This is a genomic window from Taurinivorans muris, from assembly GCF_025232395.1.
GTDB classification, from domain to species: Bacteria; Desulfobacterota; Desulfovibrionia; order Desulfovibrionales; family Desulfovibrionaceae; genus Taurinivorans; species Taurinivorans muris.
Window position 1 is genome coordinate 1,218,883 of the sequence record NZ_CP065938.1, and the last position, 25,610, is coordinate 1,244,492.

Annotated in this window: 30 protein-coding genes; 16 read left to right on the forward strand and 14 right to left on the reverse strand. The window is 47.9% G+C overall.

Annotated elements, in window-relative coordinates:
- Positions 1-94 precede the first annotated feature (94 nt).
- On the forward strand, positions 95-1,759 hold the full coding sequence (locus tag JBF11_RS05820) for a ribonuclease J (RefSeq protein ID WP_334314557.1): 1,665 nt from the start codon (positions 95-97) through the stop codon (positions 1,757-1,759).
- Positions 1,760-1,917: 158 nt separating this feature from the next.
- Positions 1,918-2,421 (forward strand): chemotaxis protein CheW, encoded by a 504-nt coding sequence (locus tag JBF11_RS05825; RefSeq protein ID WP_334314558.1) that lies wholly within the window; start codon positions 1,918-1,920, stop codon positions 2,419-2,421.
- Between the two features lie 50 nt (positions 2,422-2,471).
- Here JBF11_RS05825 and JBF11_RS05830 read toward each other — a convergent pair whose 3' ends face one another.
- The 5 genes from JBF11_RS05830 to JBF11_RS05850 form a co-directional block, all read right to left on the reverse strand.
- Positions 2,472-4,298, reverse strand: coding sequence for an NFACT RNA binding domain-containing protein (locus JBF11_RS05830; protein WP_334314559.1), 1,827 nt, complete (start codon positions 4,296-4,298; stop codon positions 2,472-2,474).
- 59 nt (positions 4,299-4,357) lie between these two features.
- Complete coding sequence (gene dksA / locus JBF11_RS05835) at positions 4,358-4,720, reverse strand: RNA polymerase-binding protein DksA (RefSeq protein WP_334314560.1); 363 nt, start codon at positions 4,718-4,720, stop codon at positions 4,358-4,360.
- Between the two features lie 114 nt (positions 4,721-4,834).
- Entirely contained in the window at positions 4,835-5,521 is a 687-nt protein-coding gene (locus JBF11_RS05840; protein ID WP_334314561.1) for an HAD family hydrolase, read from the reverse strand.
- A gap of 8 nt (positions 5,522-5,529) precedes the next feature.
- Entirely contained in the window at positions 5,530-6,267 is a 738-nt protein-coding gene (locus tag JBF11_RS05845) for a hypothetical protein (protein ID WP_334314562.1), read from the reverse strand.
- A gap of 39 nt (positions 6,268-6,306) precedes the next feature.
- Positions 6,307-7,074, reverse strand: coding sequence for a hypothetical protein (locus JBF11_RS05850; protein ID WP_334314563.1), 768 nt, complete (start codon positions 7,072-7,074; stop codon positions 6,307-6,309).
- A 77-nt stretch (positions 7,075-7,151) separates the two neighbouring features.
- Between JBF11_RS05850 and JBF11_RS05855 the strand changes: the two genes are divergently transcribed.
- Together JBF11_RS05855 and JBF11_RS05860 are read left to right on the forward strand one after the other, a co-directional pair.
- Positions 7,152-8,078, forward strand: coding sequence for an endonuclease Q family protein (locus JBF11_RS05855; RefSeq protein ID WP_334314564.1), 927 nt, complete (start codon positions 7,152-7,154; stop codon positions 8,076-8,078).
- Between the two features lie 9 nt (positions 8,079-8,087).
- Positions 8,088-8,270: a hypothetical protein gene (locus JBF11_RS05860; protein WP_334314565.1), complete on the forward strand. Its 183-nt coding sequence runs from the start codon at positions 8,088-8,090 to the stop codon at positions 8,268-8,270.
- Between the two features lie 103 nt (positions 8,271-8,373).
- Here JBF11_RS05860 and JBF11_RS05865 read toward each other — a convergent pair whose 3' ends face one another.
- From JBF11_RS05865 to JBF11_RS05900, 9 genes are all read right to left on the reverse strand, one after another.
- Positions 8,374-10,056 (reverse strand): sensor histidine kinase, encoded by a 1,683-nt coding sequence (locus JBF11_RS05865; protein WP_334314566.1) that lies wholly within the window; start codon positions 10,054-10,056, stop codon positions 8,374-8,376.
- Positions 10,053-10,727: a response regulator transcription factor gene (locus tag JBF11_RS05870; protein ID WP_334314567.1), complete on the reverse strand. Its 675-nt coding sequence runs from the start codon at positions 10,725-10,727 to the stop codon at positions 10,053-10,055. Before JBF11_RS05870 ends, JBF11_RS05865 begins: the two co-directional genes overlap by 4 nt.
- Positions 10,724-11,380, reverse strand: coding sequence for a phosphate signaling complex protein PhoU (gene phoU / locus JBF11_RS05875; protein ID WP_334314568.1), 657 nt, complete (start codon positions 11,378-11,380; stop codon positions 10,724-10,726). The genes JBF11_RS05870 and phoU overlap by 4 nt, the downstream gene beginning before the upstream one ends.
- Positions 11,380-12,135, reverse strand: coding sequence for a phosphate ABC transporter ATP-binding protein PstB (gene pstB, locus JBF11_RS05880; RefSeq protein WP_334314569.1), 756 nt, complete (start codon positions 12,133-12,135; stop codon positions 11,380-11,382). Before pstB ends, phoU begins: the two co-directional genes overlap by 1 nt.
- Complete coding sequence (pstA, locus tag JBF11_RS05885) at positions 12,132-12,989, reverse strand: phosphate ABC transporter permease PstA (protein ID WP_334314570.1); 858 nt, start codon at positions 12,987-12,989, stop codon at positions 12,132-12,134. The genes pstB and pstA overlap by 4 nt, the downstream gene beginning before the upstream one ends.
- 2 nt (positions 12,990-12,991) lie before the next feature.
- Positions 12,992-13,861 (reverse strand): phosphate ABC transporter permease subunit PstC, encoded by an 870-nt coding sequence (pstC, locus tag JBF11_RS05890; protein ID WP_334314571.1) that lies wholly within the window; start codon positions 13,859-13,861, stop codon positions 12,992-12,994.
- A gap of 2 nt (positions 13,862-13,863) precedes the next feature.
- Positions 13,864-14,670 (reverse strand): phosphate ABC transporter substrate-binding protein, encoded by an 807-nt coding sequence (locus JBF11_RS05895; protein ID WP_334316319.1) that lies wholly within the window; start codon positions 14,668-14,670, stop codon positions 13,864-13,866.
- 376 nt (positions 14,671-15,046) lie between these two features.
- On the reverse strand, positions 15,047-15,181 hold the full coding sequence (locus tag JBF11_RS10130) for a hypothetical protein (protein ID WP_417168634.1): 135 nt from the start codon (positions 15,179-15,181) through the stop codon (positions 15,047-15,049).
- Between the two features lie 12 nt (positions 15,182-15,193).
- Complete coding sequence (locus tag JBF11_RS05900; protein WP_334314572.1) at positions 15,194-15,379, reverse strand: plasmid mobilization protein; 186 nt, start codon at positions 15,377-15,379, stop codon at positions 15,194-15,196.
- A gap of 77 nt (positions 15,380-15,456) precedes the next feature.
- On the opposite strand from JBF11_RS05900, the gene JBF11_RS05905 reads away from it, so the two are divergent.
- The 12 genes from JBF11_RS05905 (at position 15,457) to JBF11_RS05960 (ending at position 25,557) form a co-directional block, all read left to right on the forward strand.
- Positions 15,457-15,591: a hypothetical protein gene (locus tag JBF11_RS05905; RefSeq protein ID WP_334314573.1), complete on the forward strand. Its 135-nt coding sequence runs from the start codon at positions 15,457-15,459 to the stop codon at positions 15,589-15,591.
- 37 nt (positions 15,592-15,628) lie between these two features.
- Complete coding sequence (locus JBF11_RS05910) at positions 15,629-16,453, forward strand: PilZ domain-containing protein (RefSeq protein ID WP_334314574.1); 825 nt, start codon at positions 15,629-15,631, stop codon at positions 16,451-16,453.
- Positions 16,454-16,616: 163 nt separating this feature from the next.
- Entirely contained in the window at positions 16,617-17,297 is a 681-nt protein-coding gene (locus JBF11_RS05915; RefSeq protein WP_334314575.1) for a DUF554 domain-containing protein, read from the forward strand.
- A 5-nt stretch (positions 17,298-17,302) separates the two neighbouring features.
- The gene (queA, locus tag JBF11_RS05920; RefSeq protein ID WP_334314576.1) at positions 17,303-18,466 is read left to right on the forward strand and encodes a tRNA preQ1(34) S-adenosylmethionine ribosyltransferase-isomerase QueA; all 1,164 of its coding nucleotides are present in this window, start codon (positions 17,303-17,305) and stop codon (positions 18,464-18,466) included.
- 100 nt (positions 18,467-18,566) lie between these two features.
- Positions 18,567-18,983: a cytochrome c maturation protein CcmE gene (locus JBF11_RS05925; protein ID WP_334314577.1), complete on the forward strand. Its 417-nt coding sequence runs from the start codon at positions 18,567-18,569 to the stop codon at positions 18,981-18,983.
- 29 nt (positions 18,984-19,012) lie between these two features.
- A complete protein-coding gene (locus tag JBF11_RS05930) occupies positions 19,013-20,962 on the forward strand; it encodes a heme lyase CcmF/NrfE family subunit (protein ID WP_334314578.1) in 1,950 nt (649 codons plus the stop codon).
- 21 nt (positions 20,963-20,983) lie between these two features.
- Positions 20,984-21,628: an ABC transporter ATP-binding protein gene (locus tag JBF11_RS05935; protein WP_334314579.1), complete on the forward strand. Its 645-nt coding sequence runs from the start codon at positions 20,984-20,986 to the stop codon at positions 21,626-21,628.
- The gene (locus JBF11_RS05940) at positions 21,625-22,314 is read left to right on the forward strand and encodes a heme exporter protein CcmB (RefSeq protein ID WP_334314580.1); all 690 of its coding nucleotides are present in this window, start codon (positions 21,625-21,627) and stop codon (positions 22,312-22,314) included. Before JBF11_RS05935 ends, JBF11_RS05940 begins: the two co-directional genes overlap by 4 nt.
- Position 22,315: 1 nt before the next feature.
- Positions 22,316-23,005: a cytochrome c biogenesis protein gene (locus JBF11_RS05945; RefSeq protein WP_334314581.1), complete on the forward strand. Its 690-nt coding sequence runs from the start codon at positions 22,316-22,318 to the stop codon at positions 23,003-23,005.
- Positions 23,006-23,014: 9 nt separating this feature from the next.
- Positions 23,015-23,155: a CcmD family protein gene (locus JBF11_RS05950; protein WP_334314582.1), complete on the forward strand. Its 141-nt coding sequence runs from the start codon at positions 23,015-23,017 to the stop codon at positions 23,153-23,155.
- A gap of 17 nt (positions 23,156-23,172) precedes the next feature.
- Positions 23,173-24,036 carry a tetratricopeptide repeat protein gene (locus tag JBF11_RS05955; protein ID WP_334314583.1) on the forward strand — a complete coding sequence of 288 codons (864 nt, stop codon included), beginning with the start codon at positions 23,173-23,175 and terminating at the stop codon, positions 24,034-24,036.
- A gap of 36 nt (positions 24,037-24,072) precedes the next feature.
- On the forward strand, positions 24,073-25,557 hold the full coding sequence (locus JBF11_RS05960; RefSeq protein WP_334314584.1) for a TrkH family potassium uptake protein: 1,485 nt from the start codon (positions 24,073-24,075) through the stop codon (positions 25,555-25,557).
- The last annotated feature ends 53 nt before the right edge of the window (positions 25,558-25,610 follow it).

The following is a 25,610-nucleotide window of genomic DNA, read 5'->3' on the forward strand; positions in this document are numbered from 1 at the left end:
TTTTTTTCTTTTTTCAGAGAAAAAACACAAAATGCAAAAGAAAAAGTTTTGTCTTTTTTGGAAAAATACCGTATGGTTGTCATCAGGAGCAAGCATGAATAAGAAATTTCTGCGCATACACCCGCTCGGAGGGCTTGGGGAAATAGGTCTGAACTGTCAAAAATGGGAATGTCCGGAAGGAACGTTCCTTATGGACTGCGGACTTATGTTTCCCGACGACAGCCACTACGGGATCGATGCCGTCATTCCCTCATTCGAATCGTTAATCAACAATAAGGAAAAATTCTTGGGAGTTGTTTTAACCCATGGGCACGAAGACCATATAGGGGCGTTGCCATGGCTTTTGCGTATCGTTAAAAATATCGATATTTACGGCTCCGCCTTTACGCTTGCTTTGGTCAAACACAAACTCACAGAACGGGGACTGCTTGAAAGGGCGAACCTTATCCTTGTGGAAACCTATGATGTCATAACCATCGGTTCGCTTAAGTTTCAGGCGATTCCTGTCTGTCATTCCATTCCGGGCGGTTATGCCTATTTTATTGAAAGCCCCATTGGAAAAATAGCATACACGGGCGATTTCAAACTTGATGAATTTTCTGAAGAATATCCCCTTGAAAACACCTGCGCACTGCAATCCGATTTAAAAGATTTCGCAAAAGACGGAATAAAGCTTTTGCTTTCAGACTCCACAAACATAGAAAACCGCAGACATTCCGCTTCCGAAAGCATGGTCAGGGAAGGGCTTGACAAAATTTTTACGCAAACCAAAGGCCGTATCATCATTGCGCTTTTCGCAAGCCATATCCAACGTATCGGCACGGTTTTCGAATTGGCGAAGAAACATGGAAAACACGTCATCATCAGCGGACGGAGCCTTGCAACAAATATCAATATCGCCAATGAGCTCGGTTACCTGACATCGGAAAATTATTATGTTGAAAACGATGAAACCATAACGGAACTTTCGCGTGAAAACACTATTGTTCTTGCAACCGGCACGCAAGGGGAAGCCCTTTCCGCCCTGACCCGCATTTCTTCCGGAGAGCACAAGCGCCTCGCCCTGCATGAAGGGGACACTGTCATCATGTCTTCCCGGACTATCCCGGGTAACGCAAAAGCCGTATCCCGCATGATCAACCAAATGTACAAACAAGGGGCGACGGTGTACAATGACGACCGGTTCACCATTCATGCCACCGGACACGCCTGCCATGCCGAACTCAAAACAATTTTGGAACTGGCGAAACCTGAACATTTCATCCCGCTGCACGGCGAATACCGGCATTTATCACAACATGCCGCTTTAGCGAAACAAGTCGGCATTGAACACTGCCACCTTTTGGAAGACGGACAGCCTATCTGCTTTTACGGTGACAATACTTTTGAAATCGAGAAAAGCGAACCCGTGGACTTTGTGCTTGTTGACGGAAAAGGCGTCGGCGATGTGGGGCGTTTGGTTTTGAAAGAACGAAGAGTCCTATCCAACGAAGGCATTCTGATCGTATCGATTGTCCTCGCCGAAGAAACGAACGCCGTTCTTTCGGGTCCGTTTGTCCTGTCCCACGGTTTCGTGTTCGAGCAGCAGTTCAATCATTACCTGCAGGACGCCCAGTGTCTTGTGCTGGAACAACTGGAAATGCCCGACAGCAAAAACCGCGACAAATTGCCGGAAATGATCCGCATAGCGTTAAGAAGATTTTTCCGCGATATTCTCGGCAGAGAACCCATTATCGAAACCATCATTCATACTGTTTAGCCTCCTCCGTCATTCCCGGAGGAAAAATCTTGACGAGCGGATATTTTTTGGTGCAGTATGAGCGAAAGAAAATTTTTTTTTAACTCTCTATACTTTTATGCAATGTTGCCGATGTATAAAGTAGCTTGAATTATGTAATTTCTTGAAAGGGGATATTTATGAGCCAAACGCAAGAAATAAATTCCAACAATAAAGAACCTGACAACAAGATATTGCAGCTGGTATCTTTCAAACTCGGGGAAGAAGAATTTGCCGTCGATATTTTGATTGTCAACGACATCATACGCCTTGTGCCGATTACTCCCGTTCCCCATGCGCCCCATTTTATCGAAGGTGTCATTAATTTACGCGGACGTATCCTGCCGGTTGTGAGCTTCAGAAAACGTTTCCACATGCCGGAAGTCGAACAGACCAACCAAACAAGAATTATCGTCATGGTTTGGGAAAATCAGCTTGTCGGTTTTTTGGTCGATTCCGTTTCCGAAGTTTTGAGAATACCTTCCAATACGGTTGAAAGCGCTCCGCCGGTTATCGCGGGGGTCGGTGCGGAATATATTGAAGGTGTTGGAAAAATTGACGATAATTTACTTATTTTATTGAACATGAACTTTTTATTTTCAAACACCCAAGTATCGCAGCTCGATATGCCTACAATAGCATAAAAACCGCCTGTACAGCAATTTTTGACATATTGATAAAGGAAAAGCACGTATTATTCGTGCTTTTCAATTTTTAACCGCTCTTCATATTCCGGAATTATTTTTATTTCCAGCGTTCCCTCGCTCTTATCCACATGCACCAACCCCTTTGCGGCATTCTTCATGGGGCGGATGAATTTGGCATAACTGTACTGGACATATCCTTTTTCCTGCGTTTTCGCCCAGCTTTTCAAAAGAGCCAAAGCCCCTGCTTCCTGCATGGTCCGGGGCGGAATTTCCTGCTTCGCATGGTCGCGTTTGATAAGCACATGGGCGGATGTTCCCTCCGCAATATGCACCCATATGTCATACGGCGATGCCATTTTTAAAACCAAGCCGTTTCCCTTCGTATCACGTCCCCGCAAAATCATGAAGCCGTCAGAACTGCGAAACACCTGCACTTCTTTCGGGTATTTGCTTATTGCTTTGCTTTTTTCATTTTTTATTGCGGCTTCTTGGCTGAATTTTGCCTTTTTATTGACATTCTTTATTTTTCCAAGCAAACCGTATTCAAAAACAGGCTGTTTCTCCCCTTTTTTCTTTGTTTCTTTTATGCTTGCGCCTGCGTCTTCTTCCCAAATCTTATCCAGCACATTCTGCTTTTCCCGTTCCAATTCCTGCCTGCGCCTGACCAAATGCTCAAGCCCGCGTATGCCCCGTGCCGCCGCATGGAAATAGCCGTGCATGTTTTCACGCACGGTTTTGGCTTTATCAAGAACAATTTTCACTTCCTCGCCCGCATAGTCTTCAAGAATAACGTATTCAGCTTTATAATCAGCTGCGAACCGATACAAATTCGCCTGCAGAAGAAGGGCTTCATCTTTTTTTTGAACAAGACGCGCGAGCCTTTCCTCCTCTTCCGCAAGTTTTATCTCAAGACGGGCAAGACGCTTCAATTGAGCTTGGAATTGTTTTATCGTTCCCGCGGAATTTTGCTTTTGCAGTTTCGCTAAAACCATATCTCCGATATATGAAAAAGCTTCAAGAGCATTTTCAAAAACAAGCTCGTTCGCAGCTTGCAGCCCGCTGATATTTTTCAATAATTCCTGAGGAATTTTCCATGCGCTCAACAAGAACGCGTCATCGTTTCTGGCGAACCGCAACGGATTGTTTTCTGCCGATTGGTTTACTCTTAACTGCCTTGAATTTTGCGTATATACAAAAACATCACCTCCGCCGTACTGCAAATCGGCATATAAGGCGGCTTGCTCCTCTTCGGCGAGGTAAGGCAATGTTTTTCTTAAAAAAGGCGTAAGCGTTTGGTATTCTTTCCAAACATCCTTATCTTGAATCCGGCGCAATTGTGAAAAATCAGCCCAGTACGAATCAAAATTCCCATCAGACAAAGCCGGACTGAGCGTATAAGACGCTTCAAAATCAAAATAACCGCCTGCGGGCGAACAAAGGGCGTTTTCCGGGCACTCGAAATGCAATTCAATCCCATGCCTTAAGTCAAGAGAAACCCAGCAATCCGAAACTTCCAAAATGATTTTCCGCTCCAGCCAATTCGCAGCGGCGGTTTTTATGTGCTTTCCCGCCAAATGCTTCCGCAAACGCATGACAAAAGCGGGAGGTTCATCATTTTTCGTTATACGGCTGTGGCTTAAAAATAAAAACGCCTCTTTACCCTCTTTATATGTCAAATAATGCTTTCGGTCCGCAAAGACATTTGTTTTCAATGTATCTTTAGCAGAAGCGGAATTTTTTTGCTGAACGTTTGCAAGTCCGTATAAAGAGAACGTGATGACGCCGTCCGCGGCTTGATAAATTTTTTCTATTCTGGAACCGATCAAAGCCGGCAATAAGTCTTCACAAAAACGGCGAAAAAGGTGTGCGTCCACGGCTTCCTCACAAAGTCAAAAAAAAAGCTCTTTTATAATCATAAAAGAGCCATATATTTTTAGCTGCCTTGAATGTCTTCACCCTCTTCCTGACGGGCTTTGCAGTCAACGCACAAAGTTGTCACAGGCCGGGCTTTCAAACGGGCAACCCCGATCTCTTCTCCGCATTCTTCACAAATTCCGTATGTACCGCTTTCAATACGCTGCTGAGCTTCATATATTTTATGAATAAGACGGCGTTCTCTGTCTCGAATGCGCAAAGTAAAGGAACGATCGGACTCCACAGACGCCCTGTCCGTAGGGTCGGCATAGCTGCTTGGGCTTTCGGTCAGATCTTCCAATGTGGAATCGCCGTTTTGCTGTGCTTCGACAAGCATTTGGTCAAGCAGTTTTTTAAAAAACTCTAAATCGTCAGGTGTCAAAGTTCCTCCTCTCAATGCTAGTAATCCTAACATGAATTATTGGCATTAAATTTAGCCTCGTTTACGCTGTTTTTAATTCTTTGTAAAGCAAAATATTCCCTGCCAAACGCCGGATCATTCCTCGATAAAAGACAATAACGCCTTTTCAAGCAAAGCGAAATCACAGCATGTTCCATAATCGATAATGCTGTCGTTGCGGTAGGAAAGGAAAGGAATTTTCGCAGCCCGCGCAGTTTGCATATCCATGGAACTGTCCCCGATGAAAAGGACCTGATGGGGTTCCAAACCCCATTTGGACAAAATTTTCACTGCGCCGTCGGGGGAAGGTTTGGGTTCGCAATAACGGACAGTCATTATGGGATCGAAATATCCGCCCATTTCCAGCCTTTCCAGCATATAATCGATAGGTCCCGTCCTGTTGGTATGGATACCCAAAAGAAATTTTCCCGAAAGGGCTTTTAAAAGCGGCACCAAATTTTCCGAAGCTTGAATCATGGGTTCAATATCACGGGCATAAGAAATTTCCCTGACGGCAATATGCATTTGCTCCCGCAAAGGCTCGGGGGTGATATGCTCAAGGGCTTGGGCAGCCGTGCTCATTTGGCAATATTCCCTTTGTTCCGCATTCAATTCCGGCAAACCTAATTTTTTTCGTATCGCATTATAAAAAGCCATATTCGCTTCAACGGAGTCAACCAAAACACCGTCACAGTCAAAAATCACCCCTTTAGGAATACCTTTGCAGTTTTCTTCAATAAATTCAATTAATTGTTCTAATTTCATACATTGTTGGCAACACATATATTATCCTATTTTTTTGCCACAATAAAAATATACTCGTTTTTTTTGCAGCATTTCTCCAATTTGCCAGTTATATAATACATCAAAACATTTTTATCAAGTCTATAATAAGAATGATTATCATCTTCAGTAATTTTTTGTCCCGATTCGGCTATTTCCTCCGCCATGGCTTCATCATTAATATAATAGGCTGAAACGTCCTGCGTAAAAAATAAAAACGCAGGCAAAAGCTGTTTCCACGAAAAAAGCACGTCTTCGACACAATAGGAAGACTGCACGACATACTCGTTTTCATCCAATAAATCTTTAAGTTTCCGCTCTTGTTCCAGCAAAGCTTCATTCGCTCGCGCCAATTCCAAATACAGCGCCTCATTATGATATGCGATAAGCAAAATACGCTGCGCAAGCTCCTGCATATTCTCTTCCTGAGCCTGCGAAGCCTTTTCCCCCGAAAATTCCTGCAAAGCACATTGTTCATCATAAGAGAGCGCTTCAACGCTTTGCATCTGGAAATTGACAGTATCAAGCAAAGAGCCGTTCTTTTCCTTTGCCAGCCGGGCGGTATTTTCCTGTAAATCCTTAAGATACTGCAAGGCGTATTGCCTGTTCCAGCAAAAAGCGGGACAAGCCGCATAGGCTTTGCTGTTTTGCCCTGTCGGGTCAAGCGCTTTCACGCTGCCGCCGGGTAAAAATTCCTCATGCATGCGGGGTATTGCGACAATTTCCTGATAATCTTCCAAAGCCATACTTTTTCCTTTTTCGTACACAATATAATGAAATTTCAATCACACGCAAGCCGGCGCTACAATCTCAAAAACCGCTTTGCTCATATATTTCCCTTGCAAAATAAAGAAAATCGCATTTTTTTGCAAGGAATTATGCACAGACTGCATAGCCACGAGCCGGATTGTCCCCGGCATTGCCTGCACAAAATCCATATAGCACGCACATTTGGCGACAGTCACTAACGAAGCGTTTTTTTTCAAAAATTTTTCGCCAAATGAAAAAAACAAATTCAGCACGGTTTCATCACCAAACAAGGCTTTGTTTCTCAATGCAAAAACGCTGTGCAGTTTGCTGTCCGCCTTGTACCACGGCGGATTTGTGATAACAAGGTCAAATAAACGGGGATTTTTAAACGTTCCTCCGTCTTGCTGCCTCAAAAGCGGAAGCTTATCAAGAAAAACCGTTTCAAGCACAAATTTTTGCACCGAAGCGACACTTTCCTTTTGGAAAATATCCGTTTGAAATACGAAAAAGTTTTTTTCATGCTCGAAAAGTTTCGCATTATACTTGGCGGCCTGATACAATTCCTCTTCTTTTTCAATGCCGACAACCATTAAATAAGGATACCATTCCGGATACAGTTCTTTAAAAAACTGCAAAACCAATATGCCGATGACTCCGCACCCGCAGCCGACATCCATAATCAAATAAGGATCTTTTACTTTCTTTTTCTGCAGTTCCTGCACGATGAGAGAGCAGGCGAAACGTACGGCGCAAACGGCATCGGAGCTGAAACGGTAACTTCCTTCCGGTTGATAAAAATCCATATTCCCTCAAATATAAAAGTATTGCCAAAGTATACTAAGCTCTTTATACTATTGCAAATTAATTTATCGGACAGCGTATGTTCAGGGCAGACTTACACATTCATTCCCGCTTTTCAAGGGCGACATCGAAAAATCTTACGTTAAGAAACCTTGCGAGCCACGCCTGTATTAAAGGCATTCACTTTCTCGGAACGGGCGACTGCACTCACCCTGAATGGCTGCAGGAAATCGAGGAAGAACTTGTTTATGATGACAACACCGGCTTTTATCGGCTGAAAAAACCTCTTGGCACGCAAGACATCGAAGAGCAGACCAATATCCGTTTAAAAGAGGTGTCTTTCCAGCCGCAGTTCGTTTTGCAGGGCGAAATCAGCTGTATCTATAAAAAAGACAACACCACGAGAAAAAATCATCAATTAATATACATACCCGATATTGAAACGGCGAAAAAAATCAATGCGAAACTCGCCCGTATCGGCAATTTGAACGCAGACGGCCGCCCCATGCTCGGGCTTGATGCCAAAATCCTTTTGGAATATGCCCTTGAAGAAAAGCACAGCTACCTTATTCCCGCCCACATCTGGACTCCGTGGTTTTCAATTTTCGGTTCAAAATCAGGCTTTAATACGCTTGAAGAATGTTTTGAGGACTTGACGGAAGAAATTTTCGCGCTGGAAACAGGGCTTTCTTCCGATCCTCCCATGAACAGGCTTTGTTCCGCCCTTGACAGATATGTTCTTATTTCCAATTCCGACGCCCATTCCGGAGAAAATCTCGGACGCGAAGTAAATATTTTCCATGCCGTCCCAACCTATCAAAGTTTGTTTGAATCGCTCAGGCGGAAAAACGCATTTTTTTACGGCACAGTGGAATTTTATCCGGAAGAAGGCAAATACTTTGCGGACGGACACAGAAACTGCGGCATTTGTTTTCTGCCGGAAGAAAGCGAAAAACACAAAAATATCTGCCCTGTTTGCGGAAAGCCTCTGACTATCGGCGTATAGAACAGGGGTATGGAATTAGCGGACAGAAAAACACCCTTGACTGCCAAAGAACAATTTGAATCTTGCGTACCTTTGAAAGAAATTCTTGCGGAACTCCACCAAACAGGCGCAAAAAGCAAAAAACTCCATTCCCAAGAGGACATTTGTCAAGGATATTTTCACCCTAAAAACGCAATGTTTCCTTTCCCATGATACCAGCGTTATTCAATACTACCCCACATAAAGGCAGAGGACAGCACCTTGTAGATGCTGTCCTCTGTGTAGTTAGCCAAACCCTAAGCAGAAGGCACAAATCTCACATTTCCCCTATGGCGAACAAAATCTCAATAATGGTCCCGCGTCCATTCCCGCTATGCAATTTGATTTCTGCGTGATGATACTGCGCGATATGCTTGACAATCGACAGCCCCAGCCCGGTGCCACCGGAAGCCTTGGAGCGGCTTTTATCCACTCGGAAAAACCGTTCAAATACTCGCGCCTGATACTCCGGGGGGATGCCGATCCCGGTATCTTTCACGGAAACAGTTGCGGCAGTATCACCTGTTAAAACAGTAACTTCCACCTTGCCGCCGTCTATGTTGTATTTTATGGCGTTGTCGATCAGGTTATAGAACATTTCATACAGGAAGTTCCGCACTCCGTCTACCATCAGATTTTCGCCTGAAACGGACAGGCCGATATGCCGCTCCTCCGCCCGCTCCCGCAAAGCGGATACCGCACTGTCCGCCAGTTCCAAAAGGTTCACCTGTTCCTTTTCCGGCGCGGTTCCCTCGTCCAGCTGCGACAAGTGAATAATGTCCTCCACCAACGTTACCAGCCGCGCCGCCTCTGTACGGATGACGCCGACAAACTGTGGAACATCCTCCTGCTTGACAAGGCCGTTCTCTAACAGCTCGGCGCTGCCCATGATGGATTGCAGGGGCGTTTTCAATTCATGGGACACGTTGGCGGTAAACTCACGGCGGCTATGTTCTGCTGCGGCCTGTTCTGTCACGTCAAAGGCCAGCAGTACCGTTCCTGCTGTAAGTCCGTCCGCTGTGATCCGGCTGATACCAAATTGATACTCTCGGTCATTTCGCACAGCGCGGACTTCGCTATGCCCTCCTTCCAATGCGGACTGAATGGCAAGATTGATTGTATGGTCACGGTCTATCACAAGAAATTCCTGTCCAACGCAGGCGCTGTCCACATGAAAGATTGTCCTCGCAGCGGGGTTGATGCTTAAAATGATGCCCTTCCCATCCAGCAGGACAAGCCCTTCACTCATGTTTTCTGTGATCTGCTCAAATTCTTCGGTTTTCCTTCTCAACTCGCGGAGTTGTGTCTCGATCTGCCTGTGCTGCTGGTGGATACGCACCAGGAGGGGGGACAGTTCCTCGTAGGAATTGTTTTCCAGCGGGTTATCCAAATTCAGGTGATTCAGCGGCGCAACAATGCTTTTCGCCATCCGATGGGCCAGCAGAGCGGAGAGAATGACTGCTATGATTGCAGTCAGTAAAATCAGCTGAAGCATCCCCATCGCCAGGGCAAACACCGTCAACTGGCTGATGGAAATACGCAGGACGGTTCCATCCGTCAGTCGCTGTGCGTAGTATAGCGTTCGCTCGGTCAGTGTCTCCGAGTAGCGAACCCCGCCGCTCTCCCCTTCGGCAAGAGCCTCTTTAACCTCTAATCGGTCTGCATGGTTTTCCATCTCCGCCGCCGGAACATGAGTGTCAAACAGCACTTCGCCGTCAGCAGCGATCCAGGTCAGGCGGCAGTCCGCTACGGACGCAAACCGATAGGGAGAGGCCAACTGCTCCAAATAGCCGCTTCCACCTGCTTCCACCCCATAAGAGGCCAAACGAAGTTCATCCCGCAGCTGTTTCTCTTGGACGTTTCTGTAATAGTCATACAGACAGCCCATGATAATCACCAGGTTTGCCAGGAGAACGGAAACCGCCGCCAGCAGGATAGAACGGAAGATTTTCTTTGTCATGCCTTTGCCTCCAGCCGGTAGCCGATATGCCGCACCGTTTCGATCATCCCGCCATAGTCTCCCAGCTTCTGCCGGAGCGTCTTGATGTGCATATCAACCGTCCGGGTTTCCCCGATGTAATCCACGCCCCAAATGTCGGATAAAAGCTGTTCCCTGGTGAACGCAACGCCGGGGCGGGAGAGGAACAGGCGAAGCAGTTCAAATTCTTTGTAGGTGAGCAAAATACGCGCTCCGTCTGCGGTAACTGTCCGTTCTTCCAGATCCATCGTCAGACCACCGGCTGTCAACTGCTTTGCCGGAGATGCTGGCTGGCAGCGGCGCAGGACGGCTTTTACCCGCGACACCATTTCCATCATACCGAAGGGTTTCACCAGGTAATCGTCCGCGCCCAGATCCAGGCTTTGGATTTTATCGTATTCCGCGCCCTTGGCGGTGGCCATGATGACGGGAATATCCGCAAGATGCGCCGCCGCTTTCATTCGCCGCAGCAGCTCCACGCCGTCCATTCCCGGCAGCATGACATCCAGAATGACAAGCTCCGGCCGCTCTGTTTCCAGCGCCGCCAGGAACGCTCCGCCGTCGGCAAAGCCCCTGGCCTCAAAGCCGGTGGAGCGCAGGGTGTAAAGCTCAATATCCCGAATGCTGGCATCGTCCTCTACACACCAAATCATAGCGCTTCTCCTTTGTGTTCCCCGGTCACGGCAAAAATCACCCATTCCGCAATATTGACCGCGTGATCTCCGATGCGTTCCAGGTATTTGTCGATCATCAGCAAATCAAGAGCGTGTTCGCCGCAGTCCGGGTTTGCCGCGATGCTCCCGATCAGCACCTGTTTTACCCGGTCAAAGCACTGATCCACAATGTCGTCATGGGCAATCACCAGCTTGGCCCGGACAGTATCTTTCTGGACGTAGGAATCCACGCTTTCCGTGACCATCTTGATGACCTCCGCCGCCATTTCCCGGATATGGCCCACATCCTCCGGCACATACCCCTGGGCCAGACACGCCCGTATGATCTCTGCAATGTCCGCCGCCTGATCTCCGATGCGCTCCATATCCGTGATGATCTTCATGGCGGCGGAAATCTGCCGCAGGTCGCGGGCCACCGGCTGCTGCTGGAGCAGCAGCTTCAGACACAGCGTTTCAATGTCCCGCTCCATCTGGTCGATCTCGCCCTCCAATGGTTTGACCGTTTCCGCCAGCGCAGGATCGCCAGCCTCCAACGCCTTCGCCGCCTTTGAGATGGCCTCCTCGCACAGCGCGCCCATCTGGATCAGCTTCGTATTCAGAAGGGCGAGCTGGCTGTCAAATCTGCTCCGCATCACCCAAACCTCCCTGTGATATAGTCCTCGGTCCGCTGATCCTCCGGTTGAGAAAACAGCTTTTCCGTTTCGTCATACTCGATCAGCTCCCCCAGCAGGAAGAATGCCGTGCGGTCGGAAATACGCACCGCCTGCTGCATGTTGTGGGTCACGATAACAATAGTGTACCGCTCTTTCAGCCCCATTGCAAGCTCCTCAATTTTTGAGGTGGAAATGGGGTCCAGGGCGCTGGTGGGTTCGTCCATCAGCAGCACCTTGGGCTCCACGGCCAGGGCGCGGGCGATGCAAAGCCGCTGCTGCTGGCCCCCGGACAGGCCCAGGGAGTTCTTTTTCAGCCGGTCTTTCACCTCGTCCCAAATGGCCGCCCCCCGGAGGGACTGCTCCACAAGTTCATCCAGCTTGGCTTTGTTTTTGACGCCGTGCGTGCGGGGGCCGTAGGCGATGTTATCATAGATGCTCATGGGGAAGGGGTTGGGCTTCTGGAACACCATGCCGATTTCCTTACGCAGAGCGTTCACATCCAGGCCGGGAGCGAAAATGTCCGTATCCAGATACCGCACCTCTCCGGTGATCTTCACGCCGGGGATTAGGTCATTCATGCGGTTCAGTGTTTTCAGAAAAGTGGACTTTCCGCAGCCGGAAGGGCCGATCAGAGCGGTGATGTTGTTCTCTGGAATCTGGATATTGATATTTTTCAATGCCTGGGCGCTACCGTACCAGAGGCATAAATTTTTTGCGGTGATTGCGTGATTCATAGTGCTCTCCTTTTCTTGAAGCAGCGGCCCACCAGGGCGGCGGTCAGGTTGACCGCCAGTGTCAGGAGCATCAGAATCGCGGCAATGGCAAAAGCCACACCGAACTCCCCCTGCTCCTTCGCGTAGACATACAGCGCCACGGTGAGGGTAGCCCCCGGACTGGTCAGGCCGGTAAAAAAGCCGTTCAGCGCATGGGCGAAGCCCGCTGTAAACAGCAGCGCCGCCGATTCACCCAAAATGCGCCCCACCGACAGGATGCAGCCGGTGATGATGCCGTCCGCACATCCGGGCAGTACCACCGTGCGGATGACCCGCCACTTCCCGGCCCCCAGGCCAAAGGCCCCCTCCCGGTAACTTTGCGGAACCGTCCTCAAACTCTCTTGGGTCGTTCTCATGACAGTTGGCAGGTTCATCATCACCAGGGTCAGCGCACCAGCCAACAGGGAAGTCCCAAACACGCTGGTAAATACCAGCATCCCCACAAGGCCGTAGATGATGGAGGGGATGCCGGAGAGGGTTTCCGCCGCGTACTCGATGACAGACACCAGACGCTTATTTGCGGCGTACTCGGTCAGATAGACCGCCGCTCCCGCCCCCACGGGCAGGACGATCAGCAGGACGGCGAGGATGATGTAGATGGTGTTCAGAATATCCGGCAGGATGCCTATGGTGTCCGACAGGTAGCTGGGTTTGGTGGTCAGCAGCTCCCAGGACAGGTTGGGGAGACCCTCAGCCAGCACATAGCCTATGAGGAACAACGCCAGAGCGCACACCAGCAGCACCGACAGGGCGCACAGCAGCCCCATTACACCGATATAGGCCCTCCGGGATGGGGAGATTGGTCTGTCCAGCATAATCAGCCCTCCTTTTGCCCCTTGAGGAAGAAATTCAACTCGGCGTTGATCAGCATGATGAACAGGAACAACACCAGGGCGATAGAGAACAGTGCCTGCCTCTGGAGGCCGCTGGAATAGGACATTTCGCTGGATACCGCCGTGGTAAGAAATCGGACGCTTTCAAACAGTGAGGGCATATTTGCCGCGTTGCCGGATACCATCATCACCGCCATAGCCTCCCCGATGGCCCGGCCTACTCCCAGCACCACCGCCGCCGCGATGCCGCTTCGCGCCGCAGGGACGGATACCCGAAAATAGGTTTCTATCGAGGTCGCGCCGAGGGCCAGGGATGCGTCCTCGTACTCTTTCGGTACTGCCTCCAGCGCGGTAATGGATACTTTGATGATGGAGGGCAGAATCATGACCGACAGGACGATGATTGCCGCCAGCAGGCTAGCCCCGTCCGGCACATGGAACAGCGCCCGGGTACCCGGCACAAGCACCAGCATCCCCACCAGACCGTAGACCACAGATGGAATACCCGCCAGGAGGCTAACAGCGGCCTCAACGATGGATTTTACTTGGGTTGGAGCCAGCTTCGCCAGATAAACCGCCGCGAAAAATCCTACCGGGACACCGAACAGGATAGCGCCCGCTGTGCCGTAAATGCTGGTGAGAATGAACGGGAGGATGCCGTATGAGGGCTGTGCGGCGGTAGATTCCCAGGTGTCACCCAGTAGAAAGGGCACAAGCCCGATCTGCCGGATGGCAGGGATGCCGGAGACCACCAAATATACGGTAATCAGCAAGACACAGCCTACTGTAACCAATCCCAGCATCAGAAATATCCCGTGGACTGCGGTTTCCAGCAGTTGCTTTCTACTGCGCATAGTCAATTTGCCGCCACAGCGCCCGCGCCAGAGATCAGCTCCGCCGCATCAGGGGAGGTTGCGAAGTCGAAGAACTTTTGCGCTTGCTCCGAAAGGGGCGTGTCCGTCTTGGTGACCAGGACAAAGGGCCGCTGAATGACATAGCTGCCGTCCTTCACCGCATCCTCTGTGGGTGCTACGCCGCCTACTGTGACGGCCCGCACCGTGTCCTTGACGGAGGCGAGGGAGGCGTAGCCGATGGCATCCGGGTTCTGGGACACGGCGGTAATCACATCGCCGGTGGAGGTCAGCTCCTGGCGGTACTGGCAGTTGTCTGCTGTGCCGGTGATGGATTCAAAGCCGTCCCTGGTTCCGCTGCCGGCTTCCCGGCCAATCAGGACAATCTCTGCGTCGTGTCCGCCCGCGTCCTTCCAGTTGGTGATCTCCCCGGTAAAGATTTTGGCGATGGTGTCCACATCGAGATCAGAAACGGGATTGTCGGGGTTGACGATCACCGCAATGCCGTCATAGGCCAACACCGTTCCGGTCAGGCCCTGGGCGGATTCTTCCTCCTTCAGATTGCGGCTGCTGAGGCCGATGTCGCAGCGCCCCTCCAAGACTGCCTGGATGCCAGAGCCGGAGCCGGTGGGGTTGTAGGTGAAGGTCACGCCACCGTTCTGTTCCATAAACGCCTCACCCAGCGCACCGATCACCTTCTCCATGGAAGTTGAGCCGTCGGTGGTGACGGTACCGGACGTTTTCTGTGAACATCCCGCCATAACCGACAGGGCTAGCACAGCAACCAGCATAAGACTTGCAAATTTTTTCATGTTCAAATTCTCTCCTTTCAACTTTTGGGGTACGAGAAAAGAATACTGCTGGTATGTAAAATTCAAAAGAGAGGTATTGTAAAATGAATGTAAAATCGGGTATCACCATTGTAGCAAGCAGTGTCTTTGTTCCCACAAAGACTCGAAACTGCAGTTCCCGGCGTTGCCGGAAACCGCTGTTTCTGCTTGTTGGGGTAGCACCCCAACCCCCTTGAACAGCCCCGTTGCCGGGGCTGGCTGCGCGTTCGTTTCACGAACGCTGTTGTCCCTGCTGCGCAGGAACAGGCGGGACTTTCGCCCCTCGTGGAGCCAGAAACGACCGCCTCGGTGTTTCCGGGAAAAAGAAAAAGACGGAAATGCCTCACTCTCCTGCTTGCTATCGAATAGCGGCAAGGCTCGCAAGGGACTGTCTGGACAATTCCCAAATCTCGTCCAGGCGGTTCTGTAAATCTTCAATGTCCGCCGCATAGATGCTCCCGGTTTCGTTCGCCCGTTTAGCGTACTGGTTCAGATTATCGGAGCATCACCGGAGCATGACAGTAAGCTGGCGCACATCCTTCAGGTCCAGCCGGATACAGATTCCGTCCAGCGCCATCTTGCGGACATAGGCGCTCATGTTCAAAATGCCGGCGTCCTCCATCTTGAGTTTTATCCGCTCCTTGTCCTCCGGGGAAATGCGGATTTTCAGTTCTTCGGTCCGTTTGCTCATTGCTTTTGAGTTCCTCCCCTCGCAAATAAAATCATTATGAAAAATTAATAAATTCTTACGGAAATGAGCTTGATATTTTGCAAAATGTGCCGATAGAAACAATATCGCATGAAAACGACATGCTTGCGAAAGCTCTTTACAACATGCGGACGAACGCGATCCGTAAAAATTACGGATTTGACGGTGAATATGGTAAAATCCATATTTTATAGCTTGACAAAAAGAAAAGAGTAAACTAGGAATTAAAATATGGTACAAGCTAATTTTAGTAAAATATCCACGTCAACGACTGTGCAAAGTGCTAAAGACATCCACAGCACGCTCAGTTACGCCCAAGCGCACAAAACGCAAATTTTTGTTGACATCATCAGCGAAGGAAAAACCATCCACCAAATTCGCGCCTATTGCATTGACCATAACAAATCCATCATCCGTCTTTTCGTGCAGTCGAAACAAGAAATAAAATTCCCCCAACACGCGGAAGTTTCCATGCTTTTTTATACGGAAAAAGACGGAAAACAAGTTCCCTGCAACTTCTTAAGCACCATAAAAAATACCTTTACCCATAAGGGCTTGTTTTTCATCGACGTCAGCGTCCCCAATTTCATCGGACACTCCCAACGCCGCAACTGCGTGCGCATTCCCATTACGAAATCAGAAATTCCCAACCTGAAACTTTGGGCTGAAAGCAAAGCGGGCTCGGACGAGCAAATGCAGTGGCTTGCCATTCAGGACGAAGAATTTGATATTGTGGACGTTTCCACCGGAGGCATGCTTTTTCTGCTCAACGCAAATATCGAAATCGCAAAACAGCTCAAAGAAGGCTCCAAAATTTTGCTTACGGCGATTTTTCCTTATTCCAATAAAGCGCCGCTTTGCCTTTCCATGCTTTCGACAATCAGGCGTTATGTGAAAAATCCCCATAATTCCGAATGGTATTCCATGGGCATACGCTTTGTGCGTTGGGCTTATCTGGAAAATTACAGCACATGGAACAGCATACCGGACGATAACGGCATACCTCCTTTGTCCAACTGGGTTTTCCAAGTCATGGCGAACAGAAAAAGAGCATAGACATTCCGCCTGCTTTCCTTTTCTCAGATAATCGTATATTGTATTCTCAGCCTCAAAATCAATTTTGCACAAAACTTTCTGTTTTTTTACTGGTTCGGCTTCTTAATTTTGCTTGATTTTTAAGCCTGATTTTTCTACTGTTGTTCATGCGTCAGGAGGTTTTATGCTGGGGACGACAGTAAATGTGGGGGCTATTCTTCTCGGTTCGCTTATCGGCGGAACAATAAAAAAAGCGCTCCCGGAAAAAATTCATGACAGCCTTTTTCTTGCCATGGGTTTAGCCGCACTTTTCATCGGCATTAATTCCGTTGTGCATACTATGCCCAAAACCGAATATCCGGTGCTTTTTATCGTCAGCCTCGCGCTGGGAAGCAGCTTTGGCACATACTGCAGCATAGACGACAATTTCCATAAGTTCGCGGCAAAATGCGGAAAAGGACATTTAGGCAAAGGGCTTTCAACGGCGATTTTGATTTTCTGTATCGGAACACTGTCCATTTTAGGTCCGATAGAAAGCGCGCTGAATGGAAACAACACCTTTCTTTATACCAATGCGACCCTTGATTTCATCACGTCCATCGTTCTCGCCTCCGCTTACGGCTACGGAATCATGCTTGCCGCCGCGGTGCTTTTTCTTTGGCAAGGCTCTTTGTATGTGGGTGCGATAAGTTTATCCGGTTTTTTGCAGGGTGCTCTTTTAAATGAACTTTCCCTTATCGGCGGTATTTTAATTGCGGCATCGGGCTTAAGCATTTTGCAAATCAAGGATTGCAAAACCCTCAATCTTCTGCCCTCCCTGCTTGTCCCCGTGCTCTTTTTTCTTATTAAAAACAATTTCTTTTGATAATTATGAACGATAAAAACCTTTTTCTTTTAAACAGTTATGATTATGTTCTTCCCGAAGAACGTATCGCCCAATGTCCCGCTTCTGAAAGACAAAATTCCCGCCTTCTTTTTTTGGAAAGAAAAACAGGAAAATACGCGGATCACACGTTTAAAGACATTGTTCAGTTGCTTCCTGACAACGCCCTCATCATTGCCAACAATTCCAAAGTGATCCCCGCACGCCTGCAAGGACACAGAAAAAGCGGCAGCAAAATTGAACTGCTCTTTCTCGAACCAGCCCCGCTTATCGACAGAAAAGCCCGAAAAAACGGCGAATACCGCATTGCCCGGACAGAAGTTTTGCTCAAAGGTGCAAAACGTGTGAAACCAGGCGAAACCTTGGACTTTCCCGAAATGGAACTCACCGCTCTTGAAAAACGGGATTTTGGCAAACATATTGTCAGCATCACGTATAAAGACAGCCTTGTTCCCCTGCTGAAAAAATACGGAGACCTGCCTTTGCCTCCCTATATCAAAAGGGAACACGGTTCGGAGCGAGAAGATTTCACACGCTATCAGACCGTTTATGCCAAGGAAAAAAACATCGGCTCCGTGGCGGCTCCGACCGCAGGTCTGCATTTTACGGAAGAAATACGCCGGGAACTTTTGAAAAAAGGCTGTTCATGGCAGGAATTGACGCTTCATGTAGGCTACGGAACATTCAGCCCTGTGCGGGCTGACGATATTCGGGAACATGTCATGCATTCCGAATATGTTGAAATTTCAGCAGAAACAGCCCAAGCAATAAACAATGCCAAAAAGAAAGGATGTCCCGTCATTGCTGTCGGCACAACCAGCACCCGCAGTCTTGAAGGTATGGCGCAAGCTTTTTCCGAAGCGAAACTTGGACAAAACAATGCTTTTTTCTGCAGCAATTCCGAAGAATTGAATGAAAACAGCTTGTTCCCCTCCCACGGCTGTTTCGGACATACCGATATTTTTCTTTATCCTGGCAAAGAGTTTCATATTGTCGACGGGCTGATTACCAATTTCCACCTGCCCAAATCCTCCCTGATCATGCTTGTTTCGGCTTTTGCGGGTTATGAACATGTCATGCGGGCATACCGGCATGCCATAGAAGCGGAATACCGTTTTTTCTCCTATGGGGACGCAATGCTTATTGTATAATTTTTTTTATAAATAGGAATAATTCCTACTTGCTTAAAAAAATATTTTCTTTTATACTTAATCTGCTTTTTAAGCGTTACAAAAACAATAAAGGATCACCATGGCAAAAAAATCCCGCTCAATTTATTATACGGCTTTCTTCTTATTTGTTGCCGGCATCGGATATATGATTTGGTCAGGACTTTCGCAAAACAGCGTTTATTTCCTCAATGTTTCCGAAGCCCTCGCCCAAGAAACCCCTCAATCGGCGCTGTCCGCCCGCGTTTTCGGAATTGTTTCCGATACGCCCATAGAACGTCCCCAAGACGGACTTGGAGCGAACTTCACCCTTGAAGACTATGAAAACAAATCACAAACGATTCAAGTGAATTATCGGGGTGTTGTGCCTGACACATTTAAAGCGGGCTCGGAAGTGATCATCGAAGGTTCGCTGCAAAATTCCGTATTCACGGCAAAAACCTTGATGACGAAATGTCCTTCAAAATATCAAAAAGAAAACAGAGAAAAAAACGTTTAACCTTTATCCTACGGATTTAACAAACCATTATGACACAATTCGCCCATATTCTCATGCTTCTTTCCCTTGTTCTTGCGACACTGGGAACACTTTTTTGCATATTCGGACTCGGCAGAAACAAAATGACAGCCTCTTCCCTGAAACTTCTTGAAAATGCAAATCTTGCCGTAACGCTTTTTTACTGCCTCGCTTCAGCCATTCTCTTTTTCGGTTTCTGGAGCTATGATTTCAGTATAAAATATGTGCATGATTACAGCGACTTATCCTTGCCTCTTTTTTACCGGCTGACAGCATTTTGGGGCGGGCAGGCAGGTTCCCTGCTTTTTTGGGCATTGAGCCTCGTGTTGTGCGGCGCATATTTTCAAAGCACGGAATCATATACAAAACTCAGCCTTGAAACAAAAATATGGTATCTGCTCTTTTATTTTTCAATATTGGCTTTTTTCGGAGTATTGCTCACAACATACAACAATCCTTTTGAAATCTTATCCCCGGCTCCTGTCAACGGACGGGGACTGAACCCCCTTTTGCAAAACCCCGGAATGATTTTCCACCCGCCCCTTTTATTATTGGGTTACGGCGGGTTTACCATTCCCGCATGCCTTGCGTTGGCGCAAGCCCTTTCCCTGCAAGGCGGCACGCAGTACAATATTTCAAAAACTGAAACCGCATGGCATGTCTGCACAAAACCCCTTATCTTGGTTGCATGGCTTCTGCTCACAGCCGGCATAATCCTTGGTGCATGGTGGGCGTATATGGAACTTGGCTGGGGCGGCTATTGGGCATGGGATCCCGTTGAAAACGCGTCAACAATTCCATGGTTCTTCGCAACGGCAGCGCTTCATTTCGGCTTTATCGAACAATACAGAAACAAAGCCCATCGCTTCCACACCCTTTTCATGGCATTGACCTGTATTTCAGCGTTCTTCGCTACATGGCTGGTACGGGGAAACGTCGTGGAATCCGTCCATGCTTTCGGAAGCGGAGGCGTCGGTCCTTTGCTTTTATGTTTCGTCATCGGCACAAGCATTGTAGCCTTTTTGACCGTTCTCACCATGCCGAAAAAAGGCGAGCCTTTCAACGGACTGGAAACGAAAGAAGGCTTTTTGCTTTCCACCAGTATTGTCTTAATCACCATCAGCCTTATCATCGGGCTTGCAACCCTGTGGCCCGTTATCAGCAAACTTTGGTCAGACAATCCGGTGGGCTTGCAGGCAAGTTTTTATAACGGCGTAATCTTGCCGCTGCTGACTGTGGTCATCGCTCTTTTAACCGTCTGCCCTTGGCTTTCATGGAAACAGGGATTGAACCATGCAAAATATTTTCTTGCCGTTCTTTTGATTTTTATCGCCTTCATGGGAATTTTCTGGACATTTTTCGCTGTCAAGGACCCCACTCCGCTCATAGCCGCGAGTTTTTCCGTCGCCTGCATGGCAAGCTGGGCATTGTATTTCATGGTTCTCAAACATCCGCTGCAAAAGCTTTCCCCCGTGCTCGTGCATATGAGCTTGGCTGTCATCAGCCTTGGCGTCGCTTTTTCAGGTCCTTACAAGGTTGAACAGGAAGTTGCGCTTGAACGCGGACAAGAAATACAAATTGACACGTTTACGGTGAAACTTCTGGAAATCTACGAAGGGCGGGAACGCACGGGACGGTATGATTTTTTAGAGGCGGAATTGCTCGTGACCCGAAACGGCAAAGAAACGGGCATTGCCCAAGCGCAGCGAAGAATTTACGCAAGCTTTCCGCAAAACGCCTATGCGGAAGCAAGCACGATCTTCTCCCTCGGCAAAGAATTTTATGCGACATTCCTCGGACTTGATGAAAAAACACGTGCCGTGATGCGTTTATCCGTACATCCTCTTGTCAACTGGCTGTGGATCGGCGGAACCATTATGAGCCTTGCCCCGTTTATCAGTGTGTACGCAAACAGAAAGCGCAGGAAAAGCACACAAGAAAATCCTCCCGAAAATTCCTAGGAAAAATCATAGGAAATTCTTATGGACAAGCCGGTTTTAACCTTTGAAAACATAAGCAAAATGTACGAGTTGCGTTTACTTTACAAAAACGTGCATTTTTGCTTGTATCCAAAGCAAACGGCTCTTGTCACGGGAAAAAACGGTTCCGGCAAATCCACGCTCCTAAAACTGGCGGCGGAATTGACCAAGCCGACACAAGGCAAAATCATCTGTTCTTTTGAAAAGGAAAAAATCGGATATTTGGGACATCAGACATTCATTTACCCGCACTTGTCCGCCTATGAGAATTTGCTTTTCTGGACCCAGGCGTTCACCCGAAAAAAATGCTCGGAAAAAGAAATTCTCACACTTCTCAAAAGAGTATTCTTGGAAAAATTCTGTTACGACAAAGCGGGAATTTTTTCACGGGGCATGGCGCAGCGCCTCAATATCGCACGTATCATCCTGCAGGATCCGAGCCTGTTGCTCTTGGACGAACCTTGCACGGGACTCGACAAAGAATCGCAGGAACTTTTTTATGCCGTCATTCAAGAGTTTCAGGCAAAAAACGCGGCTATTCTTTGGGTCAGCCACAACCCGCAGGAAGATATGCGCTGCGCAAGCCATATGCTGCACATTGAAAAACAGCAGATCGCATTCACTAAAATACAAGGGGCGCTGGCATGATAAAAACAGCCCTCCTCCTTGCCAAAAAAGATTTAACCATTATTTTGGGCAGAAGCGCAGGATTATGCCAAGCCCTCCTTCTCGGCTTATTGCTCATTTTCCTTTTCAGCCTTTCTCTGCAAAACGGGGAAAGCCTTTCCCCCCATGCGGCATCGACCATGTTTTGGCTTGCTTCCGTATTTTGTCAAGTCCTTATTTTTCAAATGCTCTATGCCGTTGAAGAACAAAACGGGGCAAGAACCGGACTGCAAACCTTGCCTTGCCCCCTGCAAACCATCTGGCTTGGCAAATTTTCAGCAGGCATTTTTCTTTTACTGGCTTCCCAAGTCCTTTTCATTCCCGCGGTTTTTATTTTTCTCAACCAGCACCCCGGCGAACATTTCCTCTATGCGCTTTTTGGAATTTTTCTTACCGATATAGGAATTTGCACGTGCGGAAGCTTGCTCGGAGCACTCTGTACCGGACAATCAGGCAAAGAATCCTTGCTGAGCATCATCCTTTTTCCTTTATTGATTCCTCTTTTATTATCTGCTATTTCCTTATGTTCGGCGGGACTTCTGGATTTACATAACCCTCCCGTGCAAACTGCCCGAATAATCCAATGGATCGGAATTACGCTTGCTTTCGATTTTATTTTCAGCGCTGCAAGCTTGCTCCTTTTCCCTTATCTATATCATGGTGAATGAAATGAAACATACCTATCCGGCTTTTCTTGCGGCAAGCGTCGTCATTTGCACCGCCATCGCGCAATACCTCATTTATTTTTATGCCCCCGTAGAACAAACCTTGGGATACGCCCAAAAAATATTTTATTATCATTTGCCTGTCGCGTGGTGGGCTTTCGTCAGCTTTTCCTTCGCCGCCCTTTTCGCCGTCCTTTATCTTCTGAAAAAAGAAGAGAATTTCAACATATTAAGCCACGCCAATGCCGAAGTAGGCTTTTTGCTGGCGACTCTCACGCTTATCACAGGCAGCCTTTGGGGAAAACATTCTTGGGGAGTTTGGTGGACATGGGATCCGAAACTCACCACAGCCCTTATCTTATGGTTCATTTTCGCGGCGTATTTGGTGATACGCACCATGCCCATGCCCCGTGAGCAAAAAAACAATATTGCCGCGGTTATCGCCATCATCGGCTTTTTAGATGTTCCCCTCGTCTTTTTCGCAACAAGGCTGTGGCGTTCCATCCACCCTGCTGTTTTTCATTCCGAAGGCGGCGGACTTGAACCCGCCATGGCGCACACCGTTGTTTTTTGCGTGCTTTCTTTCGCCTTTATCTGGCTTTGGCTTGTCAGGTACCGAAAACAACAATTATCCCAAGAACTCAAACTTGAAACATTAAAAACAAAACTTCTGTATCAGGAAGAACAAGAATAAGGATCTGTTATGAATGCTGTCACTTCTTTGATTTGTGCGAACATCGGACTTTGGCTCGGTTTTGCCGTTTACTTTTTATTATTGTCCAAAAAACAGCGGCAAATAGAAAAACAAATCAAAATTCTTTCCGAACAAATGGATATTAACTAAACGGAGTTTCCAGAAATATGAAAAAACTTATCTTAGCCCTTTGCGGTTTCGGCGTTCTCACCATGCTTTTCACGTCCATAAATTTTTATATTGAACAAAACAAACATAAGCACCCCGCAAGCGGCAGCCCGCAAACGGCAAGCAATGAAATGAAAAAGGCATTCGCCCCGAACCAGGGACAAAGCAAAAGCCTCGCTCCCGACACCATGCTTCCCGAAAATATTCCGCCTGCGATGCTTGAAGCCATGGAAAAACAGGGAATCACTCTGGAAGATTTGCAAAAAAACAATCCTGACGGCATGCAGAACATGAAGAATATGCCTGACATGCAAGGCATGAAAGGCAAAAAGTTTCCGGAAGAAATGTTAAAAGCCATGCAAGAGCAAAACAAAATGCAGAAAAACAACAAATCCGGGGGACAGCAAAACGATCCCCTGAAAAAAGCCGTTGAGCATATCAAGAGCCACGGCGAACAAAACATGATAAAACATCTCGAACACAGCCTTGCAACGCTTGAGGCAAATCCCGGCGATGAAACCGCCCTTTCCGACGTTACGGAAATTTTCATAGCCCATGAGGAAACGGAAGCCGCCGAACACCTTCTCAAGCAAGGTATCATGACAGCGCCGAACAGCGCGGTTTTACCCTATCTTTACGGACAAGCCCTCGCCCATAATTCCCGATACGCGCAAGCCGCCGAACAATGGGAACGGGCTTTATCGCTGCAGGAATCTGCGGAAGTGCATTATTCTTTGGGAATGCTGTATCGCTATCAATTAAATAAAGAGGATGATGCGAAAAGGCATTTTCAGAAATCGAGCGGGCTTCCCGCCCACGACCCGCGTCTTGCCGAACATTTGAAAATCGAATTGACAAAATAGCCGTTCGGCGGAGTTTTCACTGCGCAGGGTACCATAATGCAATTAAAAAACATTTTTTTTGTCTTGGGCTTGCTGGCGATATGCCTCGCATTTCTCTTGGTTTTTCCAAGCGTGATTTCTCTTGCGTACGGCGAATACAAAACCCTGACCCTTTTTGCGCAGTGTTTTGCAGGAACGTTTTGCTTCGGTCTTTTGCTCGCCTTTCTCGCAAGACCGCCCAAAGGGGAGAAAATTCAAATCACAACCCGCGAAGGCGTCGCCATTGTCGGGCTTTGCTGGATTTCAGCAACATTCATCTGCGCCTTGCCCTATTTTTTCATTACGGACATCTCTTTTCCCAAAAGCCTTTTTGAATCCGCTTCCGGACTGAGCACGACAGGCGGAACAATTTTTTCCGACGTGGAAATTCTGCCCAAAGGAATTTTGTTTTGGCGCAGTTTCACCCAATGGTTCGGAGGACTTGGCATTATTGTTTTTTCCCTTGCCCTGCTCCCCATTATCGGGACGGGAGGCATGCAGCTTTATAAAGCTGAAACCCCCGGAATCAACAAAGACAAAGTCGCCCCCAAAATGATTGATACAGCCCGCTCCTTATGGGGTATCTATTCTGCATTGACGTTCACCCTTGCAATTATTTTATATTTGCAGGGGCTTACATTTTTTGACGCGCTCACCCATGCCCTTTCCACCTTGTCAACAGGAGGATTTTCAACGAAAAACGCTTCCATTGCGGCTTTCAGCCCTGCCAGCCAATGGACCATCGTTGTTTTCATGTATCTCGGAAGCGTCAATTTCACCCTGCATTTTCTCTTTTTGCACGAAGGCGTGAAAAAATATCTTCAAAATGAGGAATTTGTTTTTTATACGCTGTATTTGCTGGTCAGCATAACCCTTATCGCCTTTTGGCTCTATTTTACGGATACGCCCGCACAATATCTCCTGCATGAGGAAAAAACCGCTTATTCCTTTGAAAGGGCGTTCCGCGACGCCGCCTTTCAGCTCATAAGCCTTATGACCTCGACGGGTTTTTCCACTGCTGATTATATCCAATGGCCCCTTTTCACCCACCTTGTCATTTTATTGTCCATCGTATGCGGCGGCTGCACAGGTTCGACGGCAGGGGGATTGAAATTTCTGCGTCTGCTTATCATTGTGAAGCTTATAAAAAACGAACTCAAACGCCTCAGCCACCCGCGCGCTGTCGAACGTATCAAAATCAACGGCACGCCCATTGACGATGTAGCCATAAAAGGCGTACTCATCTTTTTTGCCCTTTATATTTTAAGTATCGCCCTCGGCACGCTGTTTTTAAGCACGCAAGACCTCAATTTGGAAAGCACGTTTTCGACGACCATAAGCTGCATTTCCAATGTCGGCCCGGCTTTCGGCAAACTTGGACCAACCAACAACTTCAGCATTTTCAACGACCTTGACCTGACCATACTTTCTTTTTTGATGATTTACGGCCGCCTTGAAATGTTTACCATTCTCCTGCTTTTCATGCCGAAATTCTGGCGGTAACAATTATATTGCACCATTTCTCAAAAAAGGCTATGAATATAAAAAATAAGGAG

Bases quoted from the DNA above. Each gene is read 5' to 3' on its own strand.
- JBF11_RS05915 (WP_334314575.1), top strand. From the start codon at position 16,617: ATGCTGGGGACGACAGTAAATGTGGGGGCTATTCTTCTCGGTTCGCTT.
- JBF11_RS05925 (WP_334314577.1), top strand. From the start codon at position 18,567: ATGGCAAAAAAATCCCGCTCAATTTATTATACGGCTTTCTTCTTATTT.
- JBF11_RS05820 (WP_334314557.1), top strand. From the start codon at position 95: ATGAATAAGAAATTTCTGCGCATACACCCGCTCGGAGGGCTTGGGGAA.
- JBF11_RS05950 (WP_334314582.1), top strand. From the start codon at position 23,015: ATGAATGCTGTCACTTCTTTGATTTGTGCGAACATCGGACTTTGGCTC.
- JBF11_RS05930 (WP_334314578.1), top strand. From the start codon at position 19,013: ATGACACAATTCGCCCATATTCTCATGCTTCTTTCCCTTGTTCTTGCG.
- JBF11_RS05855 (WP_334314564.1), top strand. From the start codon at position 7,152: ATGTTCAGGGCAGACTTACACATTCATTCCCGCTTTTCAAGGGCGACA.
- JBF11_RS05860 (WP_334314565.1), top strand. From the start codon at position 8,088: ATGGAATTAGCGGACAGAAAAACACCCTTGACTGCCAAAGAACAATTT.
- pstA (WP_334314570.1), bottom strand. From the start codon at position 12,989: ATGCTGGACAGACCAATCTCCCCATCCCGGAGGGCCTATATCGGTGTA.
- JBF11_RS05895 (WP_334316319.1), bottom strand. From the start codon at position 14,670: ATGAAAAAATTTGCAAGTCTTATGCTGGTTGCTGTGCTAGCCCTGTCG.
- JBF11_RS05955 (WP_334314583.1), top strand. From the start codon at position 23,173: ATGAAAAAACTTATCTTAGCCCTTTGCGGTTTCGGCGTTCTCACCATG.
- JBF11_RS05935 (WP_334314579.1), top strand. From the start codon at position 20,984: ATGGACAAGCCGGTTTTAACCTTTGAAAACATAAGCAAAATGTACGAG.
- pstB (WP_334314569.1), bottom strand. From the start codon at position 12,135: ATGAATCACGCAATCACCGCAAAAAATTTATGCCTCTGGTACGGTAGC.
- JBF11_RS05840 (WP_334314561.1), bottom strand. From the start codon at position 5,521: ATGTGTTGCCAACAATGTATGAAATTAGAACAATTAATTGAATTTATT.
- JBF11_RS05865 (WP_334314566.1), bottom strand. From the start codon at position 10,056: ATGACAAAGAAAATCTTCCGTTCTATCCTGCTGGCGGCGGTTTCCGTT.
- JBF11_RS05945 (WP_334314581.1), top strand. From the start codon at position 22,316: ATGAAACATACCTATCCGGCTTTTCTTGCGGCAAGCGTCGTCATTTGC.
- pstC (WP_334314571.1), bottom strand. From the start codon at position 13,861: ATGCGCAGTAGAAAGCAACTGCTGGAAACCGCAGTCCACGGGATATTT.
- JBF11_RS05850 (WP_334314563.1), bottom strand. From the start codon at position 7,074: ATGGATTTTTATCAACCGGAAGGAAGTTACCGTTTCAGCTCCGATGCC.
- phoU (WP_334314568.1), bottom strand. From the start codon at position 11,380: ATGCGGAGCAGATTTGACAGCCAGCTCGCCCTTCTGAATACGAAGCTG.
- JBF11_RS05910 (WP_334314574.1), top strand. From the start codon at position 15,629: ATGGTACAAGCTAATTTTAGTAAAATATCCACGTCAACGACTGTGCAA.
- JBF11_RS05825 (WP_334314558.1), top strand. From the start codon at position 1,918: ATGAGCCAAACGCAAGAAATAAATTCCAACAATAAAGAACCTGACAAC.
- JBF11_RS05940 (WP_334314580.1), top strand. From the start codon at position 21,625: ATGATAAAAACAGCCCTCCTCCTTGCCAAAAAAGATTTAACCATTATT.
- JBF11_RS05845 (WP_334314562.1), bottom strand. From the start codon at position 6,267: ATGGCTTTGGAAGATTATCAGGAAATTGTCGCAATACCCCGCATGCAT.
- JBF11_RS05960 (WP_334314584.1), top strand. From the start codon at position 24,073: ATGCAATTAAAAAACATTTTTTTTGTCTTGGGCTTGCTGGCGATATGC.
- JBF11_RS05870 (WP_334314567.1), bottom strand. From the start codon at position 10,727: ATGATTTGGTGTGTAGAGGACGATGCCAGCATTCGGGATATTGAGCTT.
- queA (WP_334314576.1), top strand. From the start codon at position 17,303: ATGAACGATAAAAACCTTTTTCTTTTAAACAGTTATGATTATGTTCTT.
- JBF11_RS05900 (WP_334314572.1), bottom strand. From the start codon at position 15,379: ATGAGCAAACGGACCGAAGAACTGAAAATCCGCATTTCCCCGGAGGAC.